This is a genomic window from Phenylobacterium sp., from assembly GCF_030693405.1.
In the GTDB taxonomy this organism is placed as follows: Bacteria; Pseudomonadota; Alphaproteobacteria; order Caulobacterales; family Caulobacteraceae; genus Phenylobacterium.
In genome coordinates this window covers 1-24,501 of the sequence record NZ_JAUYAW010000006.1, presented here as the reverse complement: position 1 = coordinate 24,501, position 24,501 = coordinate 1, and the positions used below count along the sequence as shown (strand labels likewise).

Sequence of the window (24,501 nt, the reverse complement as noted above, 5' to 3'; positions counted from 1 at the left end):
CGATCAGGCCGGCTTGCGGGCCACCAGGTCAATCAGGGCTGACTGGCCCGAATGGCCGGCGCCTTCCTCGATCGCCGCGTCATAGGCGACGAGCTCCAGGATTTCGAAGTCGGCGAAGGCCTCGCGCAGCATCTGCTCGGTATAGAGGTTCTCCGGCGTCCGGGGGCCGCCGGTGCCATAGGCGATCTGTTCAGGCCGGTAGCCCTCCAGCAGGATCAGGCCGCCAGGTTTGAGCGCCCGTTTCATGTTCTCGAAGATCTCAGTCCGCAGCTCAGGCCCGGCGAACTGGATGAAGATGGCCGCCACTAGGTCGAACTGCCCCTGCGGCCAGGGCCAGGCGGCCAGATCGACCTGTTGCAGGTCGAGGCTCACCCCGCGGGAGGCCGCCAGCCGGGCCGCCTTGACCTGGGCCACCGCAGAGCCATCCACCGACAGGACCGACAGTCCCTGCTGCGCCAACCAGACGCCGTTGCGCCCCTCCCCGTCGGCGACCGCCAGGGCGCTCTGCCCAGGCGCCACCCGATGGGCCTGGCGGGCCAGGAAGGCGTTGGGCGCCTCGCCAAACAGATAGGTCTCGCCCTGATAGCGCTCGTCCCAGAAACTCATCCGACAATCCCCTTCCAGGCCACATAGGCCGCCACGATCAGAACAAGTCCGGCAAACAGCCGACGCGCCAGCAGGGCGCGGCTGGCCAGCAGGCCTGCGGCCCGCAAACCTGCCCAGCCCCCAGCCAGGCCGCCGGCGATGAACAGACCCGCAACCGGCCAGATCACCAGCCCGGAGAGCGCATAATTGGCCGAGGTGGCCGCGCCGAACAGACTGACCGACAACAGGGACGAGGCCGCGGCGTTGGCGAGCGTCATGCCGCTGGCCGCCATCAGACCCGGCACGATCAGAAAACCGCCGCCGATCCCGAAGAAGCCCGCGGCGAACCCGGTGGCCAGTCCGATCGGCGCCAGCCGCAGGGTCATGCGCCAGGAGATGTGCGCCAGCGGATCCCCGGCGTCCTTCGGCTTTCGCATCATCGACAGGGCGATGGCCGCCATGGCCAGGGCGAACAGCACCAGCAGTTGCTGGCCGTCCACCTGCTTGGCCAGGCTTGAGCCGCCCAGAGCGCCCGCGAGCCCTGCGGCGGCGAAGACGCTGGCGCAGGGCCATTTCACCCGGCCGCTGCGGGCGTGGCCGACAAGACTGATCGCCGCGTTCACCGCCACGGCCGCCGCCGACGTGCCGATGGCCATGTGGGTGTCGGTGATCCCCACCACATAGAGCAGGGCCGGCGTGGCCAGCACAGAGCCGCCGCCGCCGAAGACGGCGAGCAGCAGGCCGACCACCGCGCCGCTCATCACCGCGGCGATCATGGCTGTGGTTGTGAGGTCCATGGACGTCTCCTGCCCCGGTCATAGCCGCATTTGCTATATTAGCAATAGTGCATATATAGGGAGGCGAAAGGAGGACCCAATGTCCGTTCAGCAGATGAGCTTCTTCCACGAGGCGACCTCGACCGTCACCTATCTGGTCTGGGACAAGGCGACCGGCCATGCCGCTGTGATCGACCCGGTCCTCGACTATGAGCCCAAGGGCGCGAAGGTCTCCCGCGAGCAGGTCTCCGAGGTCCTGCGGGCGGTGGAGGCCCATGGCCTGAAGCTGATCTATATCCTTGAGACCCATGCCCATGCCGACCACCTGTCGGCCGCTACGCGCCTGCGGGAAGCGACCGGCGCCCAAGTGGTGATCGGCGCCCATATCACCGCCGTGCAGGACTATTTCGGCAAGGTGTTCGGCGCTGACGACGTCAGCGCGGACGGCGCCGCCTTCGACCGCCTGGTGCAGGAGGGCGACACTTTGAAGCTCGGGGGCGCCGAGATCGCCGTCCTGCACACGCCTGGACACACCCCGGCCTGCGTCACCTATCTGATTGATGGGGCGGCCTATGTGGGCGACACCCTGTTCATGCCCGACTACGGCACGGCGCGAGCCGACTTCCCCGGCGGGGACGCCGCGACCCTCTATCGGTCGATCCAGAAGATTCTCACCCTGCCGCCGGAAACTAAGATCTATGTCGGCCACGACTATCTGACCGAGGATCGCAAGACCCACGCCTGGGAGACCACCGTGGCGGCCCAGCGGGCGGAGAACATCCATCTGCGCGCCGGGGTCAGCGAGGCCGACTTCGTGGCCCGTCGGGAAGCCCGGGACGCCACCCTGCCCCCGCCCAATCTCATCCTGCCCTCCCTGCAGGTGAACATCCGCGCCGGCGCCCTGCCCCCGGCCGAGCGGGACGGCCGCGTCTATCTCCGGCTGCCGGTGACCGAGATCTGAGAGCTCACCGCGCGACCCGCGAGCCTGCGATCGCGCAGGTTCGCGGGCGAAGGTTGAGAATGGCGATTGGCGGCGGGGGCGGAATGGTGTTCTAGACTCCCATGCCCTTCCCTCAGGACCGCTATCTCTTGCTGGACGTGGCCGGCGTCGACATGGCCCTGCCCATGGGCGCCGTGGCCGAAATCCTGCCCGTCACCCGGTTTGAGCGCCAGGCGCCCTGGCCCAAGGTGTTGGCCGGATTCATGAACCGCCACGGCCGCCCCCTGGCGGTGATCGACCTGTCCCGCCTTCTCGACCCGACCCGACCGCCGGCCAGCCCGGAGCTCTACAGCCATGTCGTGCGGCTGAGCGCCCCGCATGGCGGCGGCGACCTGGCGCTCCTGGCCGACCGGGTGAAGGCCGCCGAAGCCGAAGCCGAGGACTTCACGCCGGTGTCGGAGTCGGCCAGCGCCAATGGCGCGGTGATCGGCAATCTGCTGATCCTGGGTCGCCTCGTCGCCCTGCTGGACGTGGCGCGGCTGCTGCTGCTCGAGGAACAGGCCCGGGTGGCGGAGATCGCCGAGACCCTGCGCGCGAGGCTTGAGGCCTCCGGGGACGGCGCCCCCTGAGCCCCGCCGTGCCGGTCTTCGCCCCGGGCCACCCCTTCTGGCGACTGAAGGCCGAGGTCATCGCCCGGACCGGTCATTTCTACTACGCCGACAAGGATGACGTCCTGTGGGACCGGGTCCGCCGACGGCTGGCGGCCGTGCGGCTGGAAGACGTCGAGGCCTATGTCCGTCTGCTCGACGATCCCGGGGCCGGCCCTGCCGAATGGCGGCGGCTGGAGGGGGAAATCACGGTCGGGGAGACCTATTTCCTGCGCTATGTGGAGCAATTTACGGCTCTAAAGGCGCATATTCTCCCCGAATTGATCGCCCGCCACGCCCATTCGAAGAGGCTGCGGATCTGGAGCGCCGGCTGCGCCACCGGCGCTGAGCCCTATTCGGTGGCCATTCTTCTGGCGGAGCTCCTGGGGGATCAGATCGCCGACTGGCGCCTCACCATCCTGGGCACCGACATCAACGAAGCGGCCCTGGAGGCCGCCCGGACGGCGAGCTTCGGGGCCTGGGCGCTGCGGTCGCTCTCAGCCGAGCAGAAACGCGCCTGGTTCATCCAGGATGAGCGCACCTGGCGGCTGCGACCGCGGTTCCGCAGCCTGGTCCGGTTCCAGTACGGCAACCTGCTGGACCTGCTGGGGGCGGCGGCGCCGCTGGACCTGACGGACTTCGATCTGATCCTGTGCCGTAATGTCCTGATCTACTTCCATCCAGAGGCGATGAACGCCGTGATCGGCGCCCTGGCTCAGCGTCTGGGGGACGAGGGCTGGCTGCTGGTTGGGCATGCCGAGCCCAATCCCGGGTTCGAAGCCCATGTGCGGACCATCACCCTGCCGGGCGCTGTCGCCTACCGCCGCCGCACCCTGGGGGAGGAGCCTTCGCCCGCGCCGGAAACCGGCTGGACGCCGGTCCCGGAGTTCGTGGCTGAGCTGCCGCCACCGCTTGAGATCCTGCCCCTGCCGCCGCCCGCGCCGAGGTCCACCCCGCCGCCGCCGGCCCTGCCCCCCCAAGCCCGTCCAGCGCGCCTGGCCGACATCCGTATCCTGGCCAACCTGGGGCGTTTCGCCGAGGCTGAAGCGCTGTGCCAGGAGGCCCTCGCGGAGATGTCCGCTGAGCCCGCGGCCTACTTCTATCTGGGTCTCATCTTCCAGGCTCAGGGCCGGCTGGATGAGGCCGAGGACGCCCTTCGCCGGGCGGTCTATCTGGATGGAACCTTCCTCATGGCCCAGTATCACCTGGGGCTGGTGCGGCTCGAACGCGGCGATCAGGAGGCCGGACGTCGCGCCCTGGCGGCGGTCGCCCGTCTGGCCGCGAGCTTGAGCCCGACCTCGCCCCTGTGCGAAGGGGATGGGCTCAGGGCCGGCGACCTGCGCGAACTCGCCAGGTTGCAGCTTGAGAAGGATGGGAGCGGGCGCCGATGAGCCAGAGCAAGCCAAAGACTGCTCGCCCTCGCGGCGAAAGGCCGGTTCGGGCCACCGAGTCGCCTCGTGCCCGACAGATCCTGGACGACCGGGCGCGCCGGCTGGCGGCGCCCGAAGCCACCGCCGCCGACGTCTCGGTGACCGAAGCCATGAGGGTCCTGCTCTGTCCCATGGGGGGAAACCTCTACGGCCTTCCAATGGCCGAGGTCGCCAGTCTGCGGCCCCTGGAGCGGCTTGGCCGGACCGGCGTGGCTGGCGCCGGCACCGTCATGGGACTGGTGGCGGACAACGGTCGGGTCCGCCAGGTGCTCGACCTGGGCGCCCTGCTGGGCGCCCCGCCGCCGCAAGAGGCGGACGGCTATCTCGTCATGCTCAACGGCCGGCGCGACATCGCCCTGCGGCTAGCCGAACGCCCCCTGGCCGCCCAGGTGCGACCTGATCCCGATCACCCGCAACGCGCCCTCGTGGTGAGCGCGGGAGACGACAACGCCAAGACCCTCGTCATCCTTTCCGTCACCGCCCTGCTGGCCGGCGACGCGTCTGTGGGAGCCTGACCCGTGAGTATCGCCAATCGAATCCTGCTCGGCTTCATCGCCGTCATCATCCTGGTGATCGCCCTGGGCGCCCTGGGCCTGTCGCAGATCGGCGAGGTCCGGTCGGAAACCTCCCGCATCGTCACCCGAGACTTGGCCTTTGTCCGGCAGCTCACAGACGTACAGACCGCACAGCATCAACTCGAGGCGGCGACCGAGGCCGATTTTGCGGACCACGCCATGGGCGTAATGGGCCCGAGCCCCGACGGCGCATCGGCCGACTGGCGCCGCGCGGAGGCCACGGCGATCCAGAGCCTGGATCAGGCCATCACCCAGGCGACCAACTATCAGGCGACCGCCATCACCAGCGAGCGGGCCAAGGCTTGGGGCGAGATCAGCCAGTCCCTGACCCGCGCCCGGGCGATCCTGACCGATCTGCGCCAGCGTGACCTGGTCGCCTTCCAGGCCATGGCCCGGGGGGACATGACCGCGGGTCAAAGCCAGCGGGAAGGTCTTCAGGGACCCCGCGCGGCTTTCCAGCAGGAGATGGCCCGCGCCAGCGCCTCCCTCGATCAGGCGATTGAGCTCGGCCAGCAGCGGGTCGACGCCGTGTACCAGCAGAGCCGCCTCTTCAACCTGATCGGGCTGGTCCTGGCGGTGGGCATCGCCATGGCTGTGGCCTATCTGATCCGCAAGTCGATCATCACCCCGCTGAACAGCTTCATGGCCTTCGTCGAGCGGGTCGGCCAGGGCGACCTGACCCGGCACACCGAGCTCACCAGCTCCGACGAGATCGGCCGGCTCGGCGCAACCCTCAACGTCATGGTCGACGGCCTGCGCGACCTGGCCCGCCAGAACCGCGAAGCCACCGAGAACCTGAACGCCGCGACCGCCGAGATCCGCGCCTCGTCCCAGGAGCAGGCCGCCAGCGTCGAGGAACAGCTGGCCGCGGTGCAGGAAACCGCCGCCACGGTCGACGAGATCACCCACTCCGGCGCCCAGATCGGCAAGCGCGCCCAGGAGGTCATCGCCTCGGCCCAGGCCACCGCCCAGACCAGCAATGAAGGCCTGCGCGCGGTGGACGAGACCGCCCGGGCCATGGATTCCATCCGCGATCAGGCCGAGGCCGTGGCCGAGAACATCGTGGCCCTCAGCGAGAAGACCCAGGCCATCGGCGACATCATTTCGACCGTGAACGACATCTCCGAACGCTCGCACCTGCTGGCGCTCAACGCCGCCATCGAGGCCGCCGCCGCCGGCGAGAACGGTCGCAGTTTCTCGGTCGTGGCGTCGGAGATGAAGCTGCTGGCCGATCAGGCCAAGGACGCCACCAACCAGGTCCGCTCGATCCTTGGGGACATTCAGCGAGGGATCAATTCCTCGGTCATGCTCACCGAGGAGGCCGTCAAGCGAGTGGCCGCGGGCAAGGAGCGCACCGACACCACCCAGCGCACCATCACCGAGATCACCGGCCGGGTGCAGGAAAGCGTCCAGACCTTCCAGCAGATCGTCGCCTCCACCAACCAGCAGCAGCTGGGCATCGAACAGGTCATGGGCGCTCTGCAGAACATCCGCCAGGCCAGCCAGCAGACCGCCGTCGGCACCCGCCAGCTGGAAGAAGCCGCCGGCAACCTCACGAGCCTGTCCCAGCAGCTGCTGGGTCTGGCTGAACGCTACCGGGTCTGATCGCGGACCGTGGCTGACCTCCGCGCCCAGCTCCTGGCGGCGTTCGATATCGAACACCGCGAGCACCTCGAATCGGTGCGTCGGTCCCTGGCCGCGCCGGCCGAGGCGGACCTGCGTGAGGTGTTCCGCCGCCTGCACAGCCTGAAGGGCGCAGCCCGGGCGGTGGACCTGGAGGTCGTGGAGCATCTGGCCCACCGGCTGGAGGAGCGGCTGGCCCAGGTGATCGACGACGGGTCAGTCCTTGACGCCGCCACGGTAGATCTCATCCATCTCGGCCTGGACGCCATCGAAGCCCAGGCGGCCGCGCAGCGCGATGGCGCCCCCCTGCCCGACGCAAGCCGGGCCCTGCAGGCGCTGGGCGCGCAGGTCGCGCAGCCGGCGCCGGTCAAGCCAAGCGAGCCGGTCGAGCGGGTTGAGCCGACCGCGGCGCCCGCGTCGGACCGCTCGCCCGAATATGTGCGGGTGGACGCCGAACTTGGCGAACGCCTGAACGAGGCCCTGCACCACCTGTCCAGCGAGGTCCAGATCGAGGCCGCCCAGGTGGAGCTGACCCAGCGCCTGCGACGTGAGGCCAGTCAGCTGGAACGCCTGTGGCGCGACATGCGGGCCCGCGGCGGCGAGGGCCGGACCTCCAACCGGGCAGTCGCCTTTGAACATGCCCTGCAGACCCTGACCCGCGATCTTGGCGAACTCGCCCGGCGTCAGTCCCGGGCCAACTGGGCCGTGGGCGAGAGCCTGGCCGTGCTGCGCGAACAGATCGACGAAATCGCCCTGGCGCCGGCTGAGAGCCTGTTGGGCGATCTTGGCCGCATGGTCAGGGACCTGGGCCGCGACCAGGGTCAGGACGTAGAGGTCCGCACCGAAGGCCTCGAGGTTCGCGCCGAGCGTCGCGTGCTCCAGGCTCTGCGCGAGCCGATCATCCACCTGTTGCGCAACGCCGTCAGCCACGGGGCCGAGGCGGCGGAAGTTCGCAAGGCGGCCGGCAAGTCCGAGCGCCTGCACGTAACCCTGCAGGCCCGGGCCCGGGGCGGTCGTCTGGAAGTCCGGATCGCCGATGATGGGCCAGGTCCCGACCTGGCCCGGATCGAGGCCGCCGCTATCGCCCGCGGGCTCCTGTCGCCTGATGACGGCTCCCGCCACCCTGACGAAATCCTTGCCCTGGCGTTCGAGCCCGGAGTCTCCGCCGCCAAGGCGGTGGATCGGCTGTCGGGCCGCGGCATGGGCCTGTCGGCGGTGGGGCAATCCCTCGCAGCCCTCGGCGGCTCGGCCCGCCTGCGAGCCCGCAGTCCCTTCGGCGCCGAGGTCATCCTGTCGGCGCCCTTGTCGGCCGCTCGGCAGACCCTGGTGGCTGTCGAGGCCGGCGGCGCTCTGTTTGGCCTCCCCAGCTTCGCTGTCCGCTCCCTGTTGCGTCTGAGAAGCGGTGAACTGGAAATCGTCGAAGGCGTGCCCAGCGCGCGGATACAAATCGACGGGTCGGACATTGTCACGCCCGTGATCCCGTTGAACGCCCTCCTCAACAACGCCGTGCTCGAACCGCCGGCGCCCGGCGCCGCAGCGCCGATGATCCTCATTCACCGGGGGGATCGACACCTGCTGCTGGCCGTCGACGAGATCGTCGATGTGCGTGAGCTCACTGTTCAGGATCTGGATGACAGCCGTATCGCCCCGGGCCTGACCCTGGGGGCGGCGATCCTGGACGAGGACCGACCCTTGCTGGTCCTCAATCCAGAAGCGCTGATCGACCGCTGGCTGAGGAACGCGCGGCGGCTGTCCGCTTCGGCGCTGGGGCTCGCCCCCAAGGAAACCGAAGCCCGGCAGGTTCGGACGGTTCTGGTGGTGGACGATTCCATCACCACGCGCACCCTCGAGAAGAGCATTCTGGAAGCCCAGGGCTATCGCGTCCTGCTGGCGGTGGACGGGGTGGACGCCCTGAACACCCTGCGCTCGTCCGACACTGTGATCGATCTGGTGGTCGCTGACATCGAGATGCCGCGCATGGACGGCTTCTCCCTGCTCCAGGCGATCAAGGCCGACGCCGGGCTGGCGCGCCTGCCGGTCATCCTGATGACCTCTCGCGACGACGAGGCCGATGTGCGCCGGGGGCTGGACCTGGGCGCCGAGGCCTACATCACCAAGCAGAAGTTCGACCAACGGGAACTGCTGGCCACCATCGGGCGCATCCTGTGAATCAAGGCCGCGCGCCTGTCCGGGTGATGATCGTCGAGGACTCCCTCGTCGTTCGCCAGCTGCTGACCCATATCATCGGCCGGGACCCGAGGTTCGTCGTGGCCGCCGCTGTCGCCTCGGCTGAAGACGCCCTGGCCGAAATCCCGCGGGTCCGCCCCGATGTGATCTCCATGGACATCCGGCTGCCGGGCATGGACGGCCTGGAGGCCACGGCCCGGATCATGGCCGACAACCCCACGCCGATCGTGGTCATCGCCGACGCGGTGGAGGACGCCTCCCTGCGGATCTCCATGAACGCCCTGCGGGCCGGGGCGCTGACCGTAGTGGAGAAGCCCGCGGGGCCCAGCAACGCCAGCTACGAGCGACTGGCCGAGACCATCTGCACCCAGCTGTTCATCATGAGCAGTGTTCCGGTGATCCGTCGCCGCAGCATCGGGGCGCCGCGGGATGAGCGAACCGAGACCCGGCCGGTCGTCCCGGGCGCATTCGAGCGGCTGGACTTCCTGGCGCTGGCGGCCTCCACCGGCGGGCCGCCCGCCCTGGCCAAGGTGTTGGGCGCCCTGCCCTCGAACTTCCCCGCGCCAGTTCTGCTCGTCCAGCATATGGGCGCGGCCTTCATGGAGGGTTTCGCCAAGTGGCTGGACGGCCTTTGCGCCATGCCGGTGGTCCTGGCGCAGGACGGGGTGTTGGCTGAGCCCAGCTGCGTCTATGTGGCGCCGGGGGACTCCCACCTGGCCATCCGCAGCTCCGGCGTCATGCGCATCACCCAGGCCCCGCCGGTGGGCGGACAGCGACCGTCGGCCAATGTGCTGTTCGGCGCCCTGGCCGAGGCCGCGCCTACCCGCACGGTCGCCGCCCTGCTGACCGGCATGGGGGAAGACGGGGCCCAGGGCATGTCCCGTCTGAGCCAGGGGGGCGCCCACACCATCGCCGAGCATGCCAGCACTGCGGTGGTGAACGGCATGCCCGCCGCCGCCGTGCGCCTGCGAGCGGCCCGGGACATTCTGCCTCTTGACCTGATCGGACCTCGCATCCTCCAGCTGTCCGGCAAGGGGCGTCCATGAGCCCCCATCCGCACGCCAAGGTTCTCGTGGTGGAAGATTCGGAGACCCAGGCCCTGGCCCTGCGCGGCCGCCTGGAGGCCGAGGGCTATACGGTGCAGACCGTCACCAGCGCCGAGGCCGCCCTGGAGAGGCTGAACGGGCCCCTCCCGGACCTGGTCGTGGCCGACTTTCACCTGCCTGGCATGGATGGACGCGAGCTGTCGCGGCAGCTGCGCCTGAACCGCCGGACCCGCACCCTGCCCCTGCTCATGCTGACCAGCGCCAGGGAGCAGGATCTGGAGCGCCAGGGCCTGGAGAGCGGGGCGGACGCCTATGTGTCCAAGTCCGCCGACATGGATGTCATGCTGGCCAGGCTTCGCGCCCTGCTGCGCCGGGGTCGGATGGCGGCCAGCGAGACAGCCGCCGACGCGGGCTTCCGCCCGGCCCGGGTGATGATCGTGCACGACAGCGCCACCCAGCGGATCAAGCTGGGCGCCGTCCTGGCCCAGGTCGGCTATGAGGTGAGCGAGGCGCCGGATGCGACGACGGCCATGGCGGCCGCCAATGACCAGATCGACTGCATCGTCATGCCCGCCACAGGCGCAAGTCTGGACGGCCTGGATCTGTGCCGCAGACTGGATCGTCAGCGCGAGCGCATGTCCCTGCCCTTCCAGATTGTCGTCATCGGACCGGGCGCCGGCGATCCCCACGCCCTGGCTGCGGCCTTCGACGCCGGCGCCGACGATGTCACCGCCAGTACCGACGAGGACGAGGTCCTGCGCATGCGGGTGCGCGCCCTGGTGCGGCGCAGACTGCTGGCCGAGGAAACCCGGCGCTCCGAAGAGGCGGACGCCCGGGCCGCCGCAGCCGACGAGCTGTCCCGCGCCAACGCGGAGCTGGAGGCCGCCAACCAGCAACTGCGTCAGGCGCAGGCCCAGCTGGTCCAGTCCGCCAAGATGGCCTCCCTGGGGGAGCTGGTCGCCGGCATCGCCCATGAGATCAACAATCCCCTGGCCTTCATTCTGGGCCACCAGAACACGGTCGAGCGGCTGGCGCGGCAATTGGCGGAGGCTCCGGACGACTCCAATCCCGCAGCCCTGGCCAAGATGACGGACCGGCTCGGCGCCATGCGGATGGGTCTGCAGCGCATCCAGAGCCTGGTGATGAACCTGCGGAAGTTCTCCCGCCTGGACGAAGCCGACAGCCAGCAGCTTGACGTCCCCGACGCTATTGAGACGGTCCTGGCTCTGCTTGGCCCCAAGATGGGCGCCATAGAGGTTCGCCGGGACCTAAGGGCCAGGCCACAGCTCACCGCCTCGCCGGCCCTATTGAACCAGGTGGTCATGAACATCCTGTCCAACGCGGCCGACGCCCTGGGCGGCGCCGGCGTCATTGAGGTCTCCACCGAGGAGCGCGATGGCGGCTACCGGATCGAGATCAATGATTCAGGCCCCGGCGTGCCAGAGGCGGTCCGCGACCGCATCTTCGAACCCTTCTTCACCACCAAGCCGGTGGGGGACGGCACGGGGCTGGGCCTGGCCATTGCCTATGCCGTCGTCCGCGCCCACAAAGGCGAGATCACGGTGGACAGCGGGCCCCTCGGCGGCGCGCGCTTCGTGATCGAGTTGCCCGTGGACCCCCAGGCATGAACGCCCTCTCTCCACCGCCTCTGATCCTCCTGGTCGATGACGAGCCCGATATCCTGGTGGCGCTCGCAGACCTGCTGGAGGACAGCTTCCAGGTCCTGGCCGCCAATGGCGGCGCCGAGGCGCTCGAGATCCTGTCGCGCGAGCCGGATGTGGCCGTGATCGTCTCCGACCAGCGCATGCCGGAAATGACCGGCGACGTCTTCCTGGGCCAGGCCAGACGCCTGTCGGAGGCTGAGGCCATCCTGCTGACCGGCTATGCCGATCTCAGTTCCATCACCGCCGCCCTGAACAAGGGCGGGATCGTCGGCTACGCCGCCAAGCCCTGGGACCCCGAGGCCTTGCGGGCCATGGTCTCGTCGGCCGCCGAGCGCCACCAGCTTCGCCGGGCGCTGAACGAGGAACGTTCCCTGCTGCGCGGGCTCATGGCCCACCTGCCCGCCGCGGTTGCGGTCAAGGATCGCGAGGGCCGGTACGTGCGCATCAATGAACGCAAGGCCCTGGCGCTGGGTCTGGGCGCCAAGACGGGTGTCGGCAAGACCGAGTCCGAGCTCGGCGGCTCCGGCCGCGCCGACGCCGAGGCCCTGGCGCTGGCCCGGGGCGAGACCGTCGAGGTGCTGGACGAGCGGGAGACCGAGGTCGGGACCCAGTGGCTGGAGACGGCCATCGTGCCGGTGCATGACCCCGCCGGGGAGGTCCGCCACCTGGTGGTCGTCGAGCGGGACGTCACCGACGAGAAGCTGGCCGAAATGCAGCTTCGCCAATCCGACAAGCTGCGGGCCCTGGGCACCCTGGCGGGCGGCGTGGCGCACGACTTCAACAATCTGCTGACCGCCATCATCGGCAGTCTCGAACTGGCCACCCGCCGCATGGGTGATGAGGCGGCCCTGCGCCGCTACTTGGACAACGCCACCCTGGCCGCTCAGAAGGGCGCGACCCTGACCCAGCGCCTGCTGGGTTTCAGCCGGCAGACCGAGAGCCGCGGGGCCGAGGTGGTGGACCTGGCCGAAATCCTCTCCGAGACCAAGGACCTGGTCGAGCGCACCCTGGGCGGAGGCGCGCGGATCAGCTGGAACCTTGCTGACGGCCTGTGGCGGTCGGCCATTGAGCCTGACCAGTTGGAACTCGCCATTCTGAACCTCGCGGTCAACGCCCGCGACGCCATGCCTGATGGCGGGCGGATCACCATATCGGCCTGGAACCAGACCCTCGCCGCGCCGGAGCCGCAGCTCGACCTTGCGGCGGGCGACTATGCTGTGATCTCAGTCCATGACACCGGCGCCGGCATGACGCCGGAGGTGCTGGCTCGCGTCCTTGAACCCTTCTTCACCACCAAGCCCGTGGGCAAGGGCACCGGTCTTGGCCTGCCCATGGCCTACGGCTTCGCTCAGCGCTCTGGCGGCGCCCTGGAAATCTGCAGCGAGCCGGGCCAGGGCACTGAGGTGAAGATCTATCTGCCCCGGGCGGTGATCGCGGCCCTCGAGGTGACTCCGGCGCCGGAAAAGAGCGCGGCCGACCAGGAGCGGTCCGGACGGCGCATTCTGGTGGTCGACGACGAGCCCCCTGTGCGTGCGGTGACCGCGGGATTCCTGCGGGACTGCGGCCATGACGTCGTCGAGGCGGACGGCGCAGACGCCGCGCTGCGCCTGCTCCGGGAGGGCGGGCCGTTTGACCTCGCCCTGGTGGACTTCGCCATGCCCGGCGTAAACGGCGTCGAGTTCGCCCGACGTGCTCGGGCGGACGGGTCGGACCTGCCGATCATCCTCATCACCGGCTATTTCGACGTTGAGGTGCCCGGCGACATCGCCCTGGTCCACAAGCCGTTCAGCAACGCCACCCTGCAGGCCGCCCTCGCCCGGGCCTGGGCTCAGTAGATCCCCATCGCGAGGCCTGCCGCCAGGGCTGCGCCGAGTTCGCCGCACCTTGCCAGCTCGGCCGGCGCGATCTGCTTCTCCGCCAGGATCGCCTCAGGCGTCTGGGCGTGGGTGCAGACGATGATCGGTTCGGCCACGGCCTTCAGCCGCCAACCGGTGGCGATCCGCGCCATCTGACGAACCGCGTTTTCCCCATCGCTGCCGGCGCAGACCATTAGGGCGTAAGGCCGGCCCTCGATGCGCCCCAGCACGGGATAATAGGCGCGGTCGAAGAAGGCCTTCATCTCACCGGAGATCGCCGCCAGGTTCTCCGGACAGACGAACAGGTAACCGTCGGCCTGAAGAAGGTCATCTGGCCCGGCCTCGGTCGCCTCAAGGACCTGGACCCGCGCCTCCCCCGTCTCGCGGGCGGCGGCCTCGGCAGCTTGGGCGATCTGGCGCGAACCGCCGGTACGCGAGTGATAGACGATCAGCAGCAACTTCATAGGGGCAGCATAGGCGACATCGCCATGCTCACACAGGCCAGCAGGCCGCCGCCCTTCAAGCTGACCCAGCGTGGCCGCTGAATTTTCCACCGAGCCACGTCAGGGCCGGAACCCGGCGGGCGGTCTGAGACTTTCTCCCACCAACAGGAGATTTCCATGGCCATGATCCAGGGCTTGGGCCTGCAAAGCGCCCCCGCAGCCGGCTTTTCGGACCCCAACAGCCTCCATCGGGGGCTAGCGCGGTGGAACCGCAGCCGCCTTTCGCCCTCCACGCCGCGCAATGACTGGCGGCTGGAGCTGAACCGCGACCTGCGGATGCAGCAGAAGGAAGGCGAGTTCATCGAAGCCTTCCGCGCCCGGGTCCAGGACGAGGTGGCGCAGGTCCCGACAGATCCCGCGGGCTTCATCGCCTGGTTCGAGGGCCTGAAGGACAACGGTCCCGGCCAGTGGGACCCGCTGTTCGACTGGCTCGCCACTGAAGCCGACCTGGAACAGATCTCCTGGTTCCTGACACAGGAAGCCGCCGGCGAGGCGGGGTTCGATGATCTGGTCGCCCTGACCCAGGTTAAGCTGCCGGCCCGACCCAAGCTTGAGCTGGCCCGCAACTACTGGGACGAGATGGGCCGCGGAAATATGGGCGGCATGCACGGGCCGATGCTCGACATGACCGTGCAGGGCCTGGAGCTCGCGCCGACCATCGAGGGCACGCTCTGGCAGTCCCTGGCGCTCGCCAACACCATGACCGCCTTCGCCGCCACCCGACGATACGCCTATCACTCCGTGGGCGCCCTGGGCGTCGTGGAACTGACCGCGCCGACCCGGGTGGCGTCGGTGGCCGCCGGCCTCAAGCGGCTGGGCGTGTCGCCAAAGCTGCGCAAGTATTTCGATCTGCACGCGGTTCTGGACGTCGAGCATTCCAAGGCCTGGAACGCCGAGGCGCTCATGCCCCTGGCCCAGGAGCACCCCGAGGTGCTGCCCGCCATCGCCGAAGGCGCGATCATGCGCCTGCGCTGTGGCGAGCAGTGCTTCGAGGCCTATCGCGCCTTCCTGTGGGCCGGCGCCCGCACCGCTCAGACCGTTCTCCTCAAGGAGTCGGCCTGACCCAGCCTGGCGAGGGGTCAATCCCCCTTGGAGGACTTGCGGTAATCGAGGGGCGGCGCCCGGTCGCCGACCATGGCCTCATAGGTGAAGTCCGCGCCGCGTCGCTCAAGCAGTTCGCCCTTGGCGGTCTCGATCAGGGCGGGCTCCCGCAGAAGCCGCGCGCCGGCCAGGGCCAGGGTCTTGGCTGCGACCTCGGCCCCCTTTGAACCAATGCTCGTTCCGCCGGCGGCGACAGCCTGCCAGCTGTGGGCGGCGGTCCCAGGCACCCAGGTCGCCGCGCCCATGCCCGCGGTCGGCGTCACCCAACTCACATCGGCCACGTCGGTAGATCCGCCGCCGCCGCCGCCAATGGAATAGGGCCTGATTTCGCTGGCCGGGGTCGGCTTGCGACCGGCCGGCAGCTGCTTGCTCATGGCCTCGGCGAAGGCCTTTTCCTGGTCATTCCAGACCGGCGGGCCGACCTCGCGCAGGGCCTGGTCCATGACCTGGCCTAGGGTGTCGTTCACCAGCATGTTGTAGACGCCCCCGGTCTGCTCGAAGCTCCCCGTGGTTTCGGTGGCGAGCGCCGCGCCTTCGGCGGCCTTCTGCATCCGGGCGAAGACGTCGCGGACGATCTGAGGATCGGTGTGGCGGACGTAGTAATAGACCTCGGCCTTGTCGGGAACGACGTTCGGGGCTGCGCCGCCGTCGGTGACGACATAGTGGATACGAGTCCCGTCCGGGATGTGCTCGCGCAGATAGTTGACCGCCACATTCATGATCTCGACCCCGTCCAGGGCCGAGCGGCCACGGAAGGGCGCCGCCGACGCGTGGGCCGAGGCGCCGGCGAAGCGGAACTTGCCGGAGATGTTGGCCAGCGAGACGCTCTGGGCGGCGCTGTTGCCGTCGCTGGGGTGCCAGTGGAGGGTCGCATCCACGTCGGAGAACAGACCCTCGCGGACCATATAGACCTTGCCCGAGCCCCCCTCCTCGGCCGGCGTGCCATAGACGCGGATCTCGCCAGCCACATTGTTGGCCTTCATCCAGGCCGCCAGGCTCTGGGCGGCGGCGACCGACGCCGCGCCGAACAGGTGGTGACCGCAGGCGTGGCCCGCGATCTGGCCGGCGATCGGGGCCGGCTCAGGCTTGGCCTCCTGGGCGAGGCCCGGCAGGGCGTCATACTCAGCCAGGATAGCGATCACGGGGCCATCGCCGTTCTTGAAGCTGGCGACGAAGGCTGTGGGCATGCCGGCCACACCGGCCTCCACCGAGAAGCCGGCCTTGCGCAGTTCAGACTGCAGCAGGGCCGAACTCTTGGTCTCCTGATAGCCGACCTCGGCGAACTCCCAGATCTGATGGGCCACGTCGGCCATGCGCGGCGCGCCCTTCTCGACGCTCGCGATCAGGGTCTGCTTGTCCTGCGGAGTCACCTGGGCGCTGGCCGGGGATCCGGACAGAATGAGGGTCAGGCTGGCGGCGCCCATCAGGGCGATCTTGAAGGCGGCGCGGCGCATGGGCGAACTCCGGAAGACTGGGATACCAAGGGGCGGCAAGCCCCGCTGACCCGACATCCTCTGCCGATGGCGGGCCGATGCAAGTCGGCGCGGGCGCCCCGAAGGCCGCCCGCGCCCTCGACCTAGAAGGTCTTACGCACGCTCACATACCAATAGCGGCTGTAGGGCGTGTAGAGCTCGCCCAGGTAGCCGTCCGAGGCCAGTGGCGGCTTCTCGTCGGTCAGGTTGCGCACCCCAACGCGCAGGCGGGTATCGGCCGCCATGCCATCGGTGAACTCGTACTGACCATAGAGATTGGCGGTCAGCTGGCTGTCGATGATCCAGGGATCGCCGGCCGCGTCGATCAGGCCGAAGTCCTGAACATCGCCCACATACTGGGTGAAGGCCCCCAGGGTGAACTGCTCGTAGCGCCAGGTGGCCGAGGCCGACCATTTCCAGTCCGGACGACCTTCGTCGCGGATCAGGTCGCCACCGCCGGCGATGTTGACGCCGGGATTGATGGCGCCGGCCGCCTGGGCGTCCAGGAGCTCCTGAATGGCCGGAGACGGCTGGCGGTAGAACTTCATCAGATGGGCGGCATTGAAGCTGGCCGAGAAGTCGCCGAACCGCGTGCCATTCAGGCTCCAGGCCACGCCGATGTCGAGGCCGCGAGCCTCCTGCGGCAGCAGGTTCTGGTACTGGTCGTTGACGAACAGCACCTGACCCACGGGGGTCAGGTTGGTGCCGGCGAAGGCGGCCACGTCATCGGCGGTGGGCGCCGCACGGATCACGTCGGGGTTACTCGTCCCCTGGGTGCGCAGCAGGTAGTCGAGGATCAGGGCGTTGCCCTCGCCGAACAGGCCGACGATGCCCTCCTGCTTCACCCGCCAGTAGTCGACCGTGAAGATGAAGTTCCCGACTTCCGGCGGCAGGAACTGGGGTTCGAAGACGACGCCCGCCCCCCAGGTCTCGGACTCTTCGGGCTTCAGGTCCTGGTTGCCAGCCCGCTGCGCGGTGGTGGCGCCCGACCGCGAGCAGGCCGCGAAGTTGGCGATGCGCCCGGCCCGCAGATCCGCCTCGCAGCGGATGAAGTCGGTCCGGGTGTTGGAACGGGTCACCAGGGTGGCGTTGACCTGTTCGAGGTTGGGCGCCTTGAAGCCCTGGGCCCAGGAGCCGCGGAAGCGCAGCCCATCGAACACATCCCAGGCCACCGCGACCTTGGGCTTGGCGACAGAGCCGGCGTCGCTGAAGTCCTCGAAGCGGCCGGCCAGCTGCATCTCCACGCTCTGGACCAGCGGGATGTTCATCTCCGGCGAGATCACCGGCACGGCGAACTCGATGAAGCCCGAGGCGACGGTCCGGGAGCCGCTGGTGTCCGGCGACGGGCTGGTGCCGATCAGGTCGCCTGCATAGGCCGTCCCGGTGACCACGTCGGTGAAGTTGATGGTGCCGTCCACGCGGCCGTCGCGGTCGTCCTTCTGGGTCTCGCGACGGTATTCCAGGCCAACCGCCATGCCGACGTCACCGCCGGGCAGGGTGAAGATGTCCGGCCGCGAGACCTTGAAGTCCGCCAGGGCCAGCGAGCTGGTGTTGCGGCGGACCGTCTTGATCCGGATGGCGTCCAGGGCGGCCTGGCTGCTCCGGGCGGTATCAGCCAGGCTGGTGTTCTGCAGATTGGCCCCGTTGAACGGGTTGTAGGCGTCCGGCGTCGACAGGGAGAGCTGACGTTGCAGCAGGGTGGCGCTGATGCCGTCCGAGACGTCCTCGACCTCAGCCTTCGAATAGAGGATCGCGCCTTCCCAGTTGAAGCCGAACCGCTCGCCCCTCAGGCCGGCCAGGGCCCGCCACTGAGAGTTCTCTACATCCACCGAGGTCGGCCCGGCGTCGGAGAAGTTGTAGGTGCGGATGGTCACATCACGGCCGCTCGCCGGGGCGTCGATGCCCGACAGGCGGTTCGGATTGACCGTCCCATTGGCGAAGGTCGTGGGGCCGAACGGGTTGTAATAGCTCGAGGCCGGCATGGTGATCGGCATCGAAGACAGGGTGCCGGTGGAGGTCTGCAGGCTCTTGGTGGTGGCGGTGTAGTAGCCGAGCTCGCCAAAGCCCGTGATCTCGTCGGTCAGGTCGTAGTTGCCGGTGAGGAACAGATTCACCCGCTCCACCTCGGGGATCACCGTGGTGTTGTAGGCTGCCGGCGAGTCAAAGCGCAGATCGCGATCGACGCCGGCCGTGGCGATGGCGCCGTCATCCAGGCAGAGCCCGCCGCTGGTGGGCGTCGCGCAGCCGGGGAAGGTGGTCGGCTGCACGTGGAAGAAGCCCGCGGTCGATGTCACCAGGGCGCCGTTGCGCCGCACAGGACCGCTGGCCTGGAAATAGCCCCAAGGGGTGACGGTGCTGCGGGCGTCCAAGGAGGTGGCGCCGTCAAAACGCGTACCGGCGAACAGCGGCCGGCGGTCCAGGGAGGCGGTATAGTCCTGGTCCAGGGCGTCCAGGGCGGTGCGGTCGGTGTAGCTGGCGAACACCGTGACATTACCGCGGTCGAAATTGCGGCCGAACAGGGCCGACAGATCGGTCTGGCGCAGGCCCGTGCCCTCGGCGCCGCCGTACTGGGCGTCCAGGGTCAGACCATCATAGTCGGTGCGCAGCACCGTGTTGACGACGCCGGCCACCGCGTCCGAGCCGTAGAGCGCCGCCGCGCCGTCGCGCAGCACTTCCAGGCGCTGGAGACCGTTCACCGGGATGGCGTTGGTGTTGTAGGTCAGGACTGGAACGAGGTTCTCGTCGGCGCGGCTGGACGGGTGGGTCACCACCCGGCGGCCATTCAGAAGGACCAAGGTGTTGCCGACACCCAGATTGCGCAGATTGACCGAGCCCACATCGCCCCGGGCGCTGTTGCTGGAGTTGGGCAGGTAGCTGGAGTTGAAGCTCACATCGCCCATCTGCGGGATGGAGCGGAACAGCTCGTCGCCCGAGGCGGCGGCGACCGCCTGCAGTTCGTCCTGTCCGAGCACGGTGACGGGCACGGCATCAGTAATCCGCGACCCCTGCACCTGCGACCCGACGACGATGATCTCGTCAACCATGGTTTCGGCCGTCTGGGCGAAGGCTCCGCCGGCGCCGAGCGCGCAGAGCATAGTCGTCCCGAGCAGACCGCGCCGCCCCCAGTTGGTGATGTTCATGTTGATCCCCTTTTGATCCCGACCCGAAGACCGACGTTTTCCCGGTTCTCCAGATCCTCTCGGCCGAATAGACGGCAGGGCCGGTGTAGCGTCGTTATACGGCGCTGGCCGACACACATTCGCCACACGGCCGCAAAAAGGGGCAATTCACGCCCAATTTCACGGCTTTTAGGTCGGTTCGGGACGGATTTCGCCGATCGGCGCTCAGTGATCAGTGATCAGTAGAACCTGACGTCGTCGACCTCGAGCCACAGGGTCTCACCGGCGTCCCGACCACCGCCGAACTGGACTTCCAGCAGATCACTGGCCGTCCAGGGCGTCTCAGCCCGCCGCCAGCCTGGCGCAGGCCGCAGATCCGAGAAGGGCACGGTGAAGCTGGCCCACTCGGGACCCGCCTCAACCTCGGTCTGCCACCAGCCGCCCACGGTGCGAATCATCACCCGGTAGAGCCCTCCGTCGCCCCTCAGGCCGAAAGCGAGCCCCTTGAAGGCGCGGGCGTCGACCGGCTGGACCGACCCGCGGCTGAGCGGGAGGATGACGCCGGTATGGGGGTCTTCCTTGACCGACATCCGTGCGGCCAGGCGCAGGGCGTTGTCGCCATCCGCCTCTGGCGCCACGAGGCTGATCAGCACGCTGCGGTCCATACCGCCGTCGGTGTCCTGCACCCGCAGGGCGCCTGTGGCCGTGCGGCCCGGCGCGCCTTCGAAGTCGTCAATCAGAGCCTGGGCGGGCGCGGGCGCCATGGTCATCTGGCTGTTGGCCGCCGGCAGGGCGACCCCGGGCCCCACCACCTGACGACCGTCGATGAAGACCCGCTCGGTCTTGCGGACGTCGGAGATGTGGGTCCAGGGCGCGCCGTCGATCAGCACCAGGTCGGCGCGCTTGCCGACTTCGATGGTGCCACGATCATCCAGGACGCCCATGGCGCGGGCGCTGTTGGCGGTGGCGACCATCAGGGCCTCCACCGGCGTGAAGCCGGCCTGAACCAGCAACTCCATCTCATGCAGAGTCGCGACCCCGTGCGGCGTGCCCGGCATGCCGGCGTCGGTGCCGAGCGCCACCAGAACCCCTGCGTCATGCAACGCCTTCACATTGCGCAGGGCGTACTGGAACTTGGCGTTGGACTGGACGAAGCGCGGATTGTTCAGGTCGTCCGGCGGGGTCTGGCCGGGCTTGACCGGCTCATAGACCGCGAGCGTCGGGGCGTAGGCCGTGCCCGACGCCTTCATCAGGTCGATGACCTCCTGGTCCACCGGCCCGTCCTGCAGGCTGTGGACGATGATATCCACCCCGGCCCGGGCGGCCACCTTGCCGCGCGCCACCGTTACGGTGTGTGTGACGACCTTCAGGTCATTCTTGTGCGCCTCGTCCACCAGGGCGCTCAGCGTGCCCACATCCATTGAGGTGTTGTCGGCCGAAAGGCCATAGCGCCAGCCGTCGGCGAAGGCCTTGATGAGGTCCGGCTCGTACGGAACCAGCCGGCGGACCTCGTGCCGGGCGCCGTCGGGGGTGTTGACCCACTTGGTGGTGGTTGTGTCGCCCCAGTCAGCCCCATGGCCGCCGGGCGTGCTCATCCGCGCCGTCAGGTTCACATGCGGCGAGGCCAGCTGCGACAGCCAGCGACGCCGGGGCTCGTAGGATTCCGGGGGCTGGTGAAAGTCGTTCACCGTGGTGACGCCAGCCTGCACATAGGCCGTGGCGATGGCCGGCGTCTGATAGGGCGCGCCGTTCGGCGTCCAGTGGGTGTGGACGTCGAAGAAGCCCGGGGTCAGGGCCTTGCCGCGGCCATCGATGGTCACCGCGCCAGCCGGCACGGTCAGACCGGCGCCGATGGCGGCGATCCGCCCATCCTGAATCAGCACGTCGGCCGTCCGCGGCGCCGCGCCCGTGGCGTCAAAGAGGGTGGCCCCGACGATGGCCACGGTCTCTGCCTTCGCCGGGGCGCTGGCCGCGCCGCTCGCCAGGGTGAAGCCGACGGCGGCTACAGCGAGAGACTTGAAGATGGGTTGGATGGTCACGAAACGCGCCCCGCACACTTGGTCGCCGCCTGTGATGCGGCGTCTGTCGCTTATCCCAGGGCCAGGATTGAATCCAGAAACCGCGACGTGAGGGCGCATTTCCCGCCCACACGCCGCCGAAAGCGGCACTTGTCAGTGGGCGAGCAGCACCGGGACCGGCGGCGACTCCAGCACGCTGCGGGTGGCGCCCCCCAGGACGAACTCCCTGGCCCGGGAGTGACCGAACGCCCCCATGACCAGGAGGTCGGCTTCGGTCCGCAAGGCGACATGGTCAAGGACCGAACCGATCTTCGCCCCGGCCGAATCGAACTCCATGGCCTCGGCGATGACCCCGTGGCGGGCGAGGTGGCGGAGCAGGTCCTGCGGGGCGCCCGGCCTGGCGGTCGCCTTTTCATTGAGCACGGTCAGGACGACCACCTTGCGGGCCGAGGTCAGGGCAGGCATCGCCGCGGCGACGGCGGCGGCGGCCGATCGGCTGGCGTCCCACGCGATCAATACGGTTCCGAGACCCGTCTGGGTGGGCCGGGCGTCGTTAGGCCGGAAGACCACGACGGGTCGGCCCGAGGCGAAGATCATCGCCTCCGCCACCCCCTGATGGGCCGTCGACTCACGGGCATACGGGATGACGCAGATATCCCGGGTCCGGGCGAGCTGGGCGGTGAGTTCCGGGATCTGGAACACTTCGGCCTCGGGCGACAGGCGGCCGCCGAACACCCCCAGCGCCGTGGCGCGATGCTCGAACTGTTCGAGCAGACGCGCGGCGTTCTGGCGACTGCGCCCCTCCTCCGCCCGAGCCATATCGCCGAGGTTCAGGGCGAAATCGGCCAGGCGATTGGTCTTCAGCGGAATCGAGACCTGGGGGACCAGGGCGGTGACCTGTTCGCCGAGCGCCGCGCACAGACTGACGCCCTGCTCCAGCGCCAGGTCGGACGTGGCATCGGGATAGGACTCAAGATGGAGAAGGATGTCTTTGTAAGGCATGGATAATCTCCATTGAAACAAGGCTTCGCCTGCCCTCGCGACCAGGGTCGTCGAGGGCAGGCGCGGTGTCGACGAGCCGATGGGGTCCCTGCTCGCTCAGGACTTCTTGCGGCGCTCGGCCACCAGCAGGCTGATCAGCAGGGCGGCAGCGGTCAGGGCGGCCCCGGCCGAGACAATGGGATGATCCTTCACCTCCTGAACAGCCTTGTCGGCCATGGCCTTGGCGGGTTTGGCCTTTTCCGAGAGGGCGTCGGCGGCCTTGCGCACCGCGACGGCGGCCTTGGCGATGGCTTCCTCGCTCTCCTCCGAGAGGCTTTCGGCGGCCGATCGCAGGGCGCGGGCGACATCCTCGAGGGTCTCGTCGATGTTCTCCCGCAGATCCTTGACGTCTTCGCGGAGGTCTTTGCTGATGGACTTCGACATGGGGCGGCTCCTTGGGGTTGCGCGCCTCATCTGGCGCCCTTCCCCCGGGCGACGCCTTGACCCGTATCAAATGCCTGGAAGCGCCCCTGCCGCTCAAGCTTGAGCCAGATCAAGGATGGCCTCAGCGCGCAGGCGCATCACGCGGCCACGGTCATACCGTCAATAAGGGGATAGTCATGAAAACCACCGCCGCCGTTCTCGCCGCGGGCCTCGCCCTCACCCTCGCCGGGGCCGCCCAGGCCCAGGAGTTCCAGCCCAAGAGCGCCGGGACCACGATGCTCAATGTCCGGGTGACCTCCGTTGATCCGGAAGCCGGCGACCCCATCACCACCCTGGCCGGCGCCGCGACGGGCCTGCGGGCCGAGGTGAACGCCGATGTGATGCCGACCATCGGCCTGAGCTACTTCTTCACCGACAATGTCGCTGTCGAAGTGATCGCCGGCACGACCAAGCACACGGTCACCGCCAAGGGTCCGGCCACCGACGTGAAGGTCAAGGAGACCTGGGTCCTCCCCCCGGTGGTCTCCCTGCAATATCACTTCGCCCCGGCCGCCAAGGTCAGCCCCTATGTGGGCGCGGGCGTGAACTACATGATCTTCTACAACGGCTCGGATAAGAACAACTTCGACCTCGACATCGACAACGGCTTCGGCTTCGCCCTGCAGGCGGGCGTGGACGTGGCCGTCAGCGGTCCCTGGAGCGCCAACCTCGATGTGAAGAAGGTGTTCTTCGAGACCGACGCCACCGACAACCGTAACGGCGTGAAGTCCAAGGTGAAGCTGGACCCGTGGGTCGTCTCGGCGGGCTTCGGCTGCAAGTTCTAAGCTGCGCGACATACGCAGACTGAAGGAAAGGCCCCGGCTTCACCGCTGGGGCCTTTTTCGCATTCAGCCGTCCTGCAGCAGGACCCTGGCGGCGCGGGCGATGACGATCTGTTCGTCCGTGGGCAGGACGAGCCCCTGAAGGCGGCTGGCCGGGGTGGTGATGATCTCGGCGCCTGCCCGGTTCGCCTCGGCGTCGAGCTCGGCGCCCAGCCAGGCGCAGGCCCGCAGCACGCCCTCGCGGATCGCCGCGGCGTTTTCCCCGACGCCGGCGGTGAAGACGAGGCGATCCACCCCGCCCAGGGCGGCGGCCAGCCCGCCGATCTCCCGCGACAGCCTATAGACGAACAGGTCCAGGGCCTCCCGCGCCTCCGGACGGTCGCTGGCCAGCAGGACTCTGATGTCGCCGCTCTCCCCGGACACGCCGAGCAGGCCCGACCGGCGATAGAGCAGGTCGGTGAGATAAGCGGCCGACATGCCGCGATCTTCCATCAGGTAGAGCAGAACCCCAGGATCGAGACTGCCCGACCGGGTGGCCATGGGCGGGCCATCCAGGGCCGAGAAGCCCATGGTGGTGGCCAGACTCTCACCATCGGCCAGGGCGCAGAGGGACACGCCGCTCCCCAGGTGGGCGACGATCACCCGCCCGCCGCAGTTTGAGCCGAACCGCTCTCGAAGCTCGCCGGCGATGAAGTCGTACGACAGGCCAGGGA

The 24,501-nt window shown here is 68.8% G+C and carries 19 protein-coding genes and 1 pseudogene; 11 read left to right on the top strand and 9 right to left on the bottom strand.

Annotation, left to right across the window (positions count from 1 at the left end; translation table 11 throughout):
• Positions 1–3 precede the first annotated feature (3 nt).
• A complete protein-coding gene (locus Q8N19_RS00370) occupies positions 4–606 on the bottom strand; it encodes a cyclopropane-fatty-acyl-phospholipid synthase family protein (RefSeq protein ID WP_305587668.1) in 603 nt (200 codons plus the stop codon).
• Entirely contained in the window at positions 603–1,382 is a 780-nt protein-coding gene (locus Q8N19_RS00365) for a sulfite exporter TauE/SafE family protein (protein WP_305587667.1), read from the bottom strand. The genes Q8N19_RS00370 and Q8N19_RS00365 overlap by 4 nt, the downstream gene beginning before the upstream one ends.
• Before the next feature lie 79 nt (positions 1,383–1,461).
• Between Q8N19_RS00365 and Q8N19_RS00360 the strand changes: the two genes are divergently transcribed.
• The 9 genes from Q8N19_RS00360 to Q8N19_RS00320 all read left to right on the top strand — a co-directional run bounded on the left by Q8N19_RS00360 (position 1,462) and on the right by Q8N19_RS00320 (position 13,308).
• Entirely contained in the window at positions 1,462–2,322 is an 861-nt protein-coding gene (locus Q8N19_RS00360; RefSeq protein ID WP_305587666.1) for an MBL fold metallo-hydrolase, read from the top strand.
• A 101-nt stretch (positions 2,323–2,423) separates the two neighbouring features.
• Entirely contained in the window at positions 2,424–2,930 is a 507-nt protein-coding gene (locus tag Q8N19_RS00355) for a chemotaxis protein CheW (protein WP_305587665.1), read from the top strand.
• A gap of 8 nt (positions 2,931–2,938) precedes the next feature.
• On the top strand, positions 2,939–4,339 hold the full coding sequence (locus Q8N19_RS00350) for a protein-glutamate O-methyltransferase CheR (RefSeq protein ID WP_305587664.1): 1,401 nt from the start codon (positions 2,939–2,941) through the stop codon (positions 4,337–4,339).
• Positions 4,336–4,893: a chemotaxis protein CheW gene (locus Q8N19_RS00345; protein ID WP_305587663.1), complete on the top strand. Its 558-nt coding sequence runs from the start codon at positions 4,336–4,338 to the stop codon at positions 4,891–4,893. The genes Q8N19_RS00350 and Q8N19_RS00345 overlap by 4 nt, the downstream gene beginning before the upstream one ends.
• Before the next feature lie 3 nt (positions 4,894–4,896).
• A complete protein-coding gene (locus Q8N19_RS00340) occupies positions 4,897–6,558 on the top strand; it encodes a methyl-accepting chemotaxis protein (RefSeq protein ID WP_305587662.1) in 1,662 nt (553 codons plus the stop codon).
• A gap of 9 nt (positions 6,559–6,567) precedes the next feature.
• Positions 6,568–8,745, top strand: coding sequence for a response regulator (locus Q8N19_RS00335; protein WP_305288113.1), 2,178 nt, complete (start codon positions 6,568–6,570; stop codon positions 8,743–8,745).
• Positions 8,742–9,809 carry a chemotaxis-specific protein-glutamate methyltransferase CheB gene (gene cheB / locus Q8N19_RS00330; protein WP_305288115.1) on the top strand — a complete coding sequence of 356 codons (1,068 nt, stop codon included), beginning with the start codon at positions 8,742–8,744 and terminating at the stop codon, positions 9,807–9,809. Before Q8N19_RS00335 ends, cheB begins: the two co-directional genes overlap by 4 nt.
• A complete protein-coding gene (locus tag Q8N19_RS00325; protein WP_305288117.1) occupies positions 9,806–11,437 on the top strand; it encodes a response regulator in 1,632 nt (543 codons plus the stop codon). Before cheB ends, Q8N19_RS00325 begins: the two co-directional genes overlap by 4 nt.
• A complete protein-coding gene (locus Q8N19_RS00320; RefSeq protein WP_305288119.1) occupies positions 11,434–13,308 on the top strand; it encodes a response regulator in 1,875 nt (624 codons plus the stop codon). Before Q8N19_RS00325 ends, Q8N19_RS00320 begins: the two co-directional genes overlap by 4 nt.
• On the opposite strand, the gene Q8N19_RS00315 is transcribed toward Q8N19_RS00320, so the two are convergent.
• Entirely contained in the window at positions 13,302–13,793 is a 492-nt protein-coding gene (locus Q8N19_RS00315) for a flavodoxin family protein (RefSeq protein ID WP_305288120.1), read from the bottom strand. The genes Q8N19_RS00320 and Q8N19_RS00315 overlap by 7 nt on opposite strands.
• A gap of 156 nt (positions 13,794–13,949) precedes the next feature.
• Between Q8N19_RS00315 and Q8N19_RS00310 the strand changes: the two genes are divergently transcribed.
• Positions 13,950–14,894 (top strand): iron-containing redox enzyme family protein, encoded by a 945-nt coding sequence (locus Q8N19_RS00310; protein ID WP_305587661.1) that lies wholly within the window; start codon positions 13,950–13,952, stop codon positions 14,892–14,894.
• A 17-nt stretch (positions 14,895–14,911) separates the two neighbouring features.
• Here Q8N19_RS00310 and Q8N19_RS00305 read toward each other — a convergent pair whose 3' ends face one another.
• The 5 genes from Q8N19_RS00305 to Q8N19_RS00285 form a co-directional block, all read right to left on the bottom strand.
• The gene (locus tag Q8N19_RS00305) at positions 14,912–16,387 is read right to left on the bottom strand and encodes an amidohydrolase (RefSeq protein WP_305288124.1); all 1,476 of its coding nucleotides are present in this window, start codon (positions 16,385–16,387) and stop codon (positions 14,912–14,914) included.
• Between the two features lie 122 nt (positions 16,388–16,509).
• Positions 16,510–19,545 (bottom strand): TonB-dependent siderophore receptor, encoded by a 3,036-nt coding sequence (locus tag Q8N19_RS00300; RefSeq protein WP_305587660.1) that lies wholly within the window; start codon positions 19,543–19,545, stop codon positions 16,510–16,512.
• 218 nt (positions 19,546–19,763) lie between these two features.
• The gene (locus tag Q8N19_RS00295) at positions 19,764–21,563 is read right to left on the bottom strand and encodes an amidohydrolase family protein (protein ID WP_305288128.1); all 1,800 of its coding nucleotides are present in this window, start codon (positions 21,561–21,563) and stop codon (positions 19,764–19,766) included.
• A gap of 132 nt (positions 21,564–21,695) precedes the next feature.
• Positions 21,696–22,544, bottom strand: a complete 849-nt coding sequence (locus Q8N19_RS00290; protein WP_305288130.1) for a universal stress protein — start codon at positions 22,542–22,544, stop codon at positions 21,696–21,698.
• A 96-nt stretch (positions 22,545–22,640) separates the two neighbouring features.
• Positions 22,641–22,967, bottom strand: a complete 327-nt coding sequence (locus Q8N19_RS00285; RefSeq protein WP_305288133.1) for a hypothetical protein — start codon at positions 22,965–22,967, stop codon at positions 22,641–22,643.
• Positions 22,968–23,143: 176 nt separating this feature from the next.
• On the opposite strand from Q8N19_RS00285, the gene Q8N19_RS00280 reads away from it, so the two are divergent.
• The gene (locus Q8N19_RS00280) at positions 23,144–23,791 is read left to right on the top strand and encodes an OmpW family protein (RefSeq protein ID WP_305288135.1); all 648 of its coding nucleotides are present in this window, start codon (positions 23,144–23,146) and stop codon (positions 23,789–23,791) included.
• 63 nt (positions 23,792–23,854) lie between these two features.
• On the opposite strand, the pseudogene Q8N19_RS00275 reads toward Q8N19_RS00280, so the two are convergent.
• Positions 23,855–24,501 (bottom strand): annotated as a pseudogene (locus Q8N19_RS00275) (acetate kinase); the annotation flags it as partial.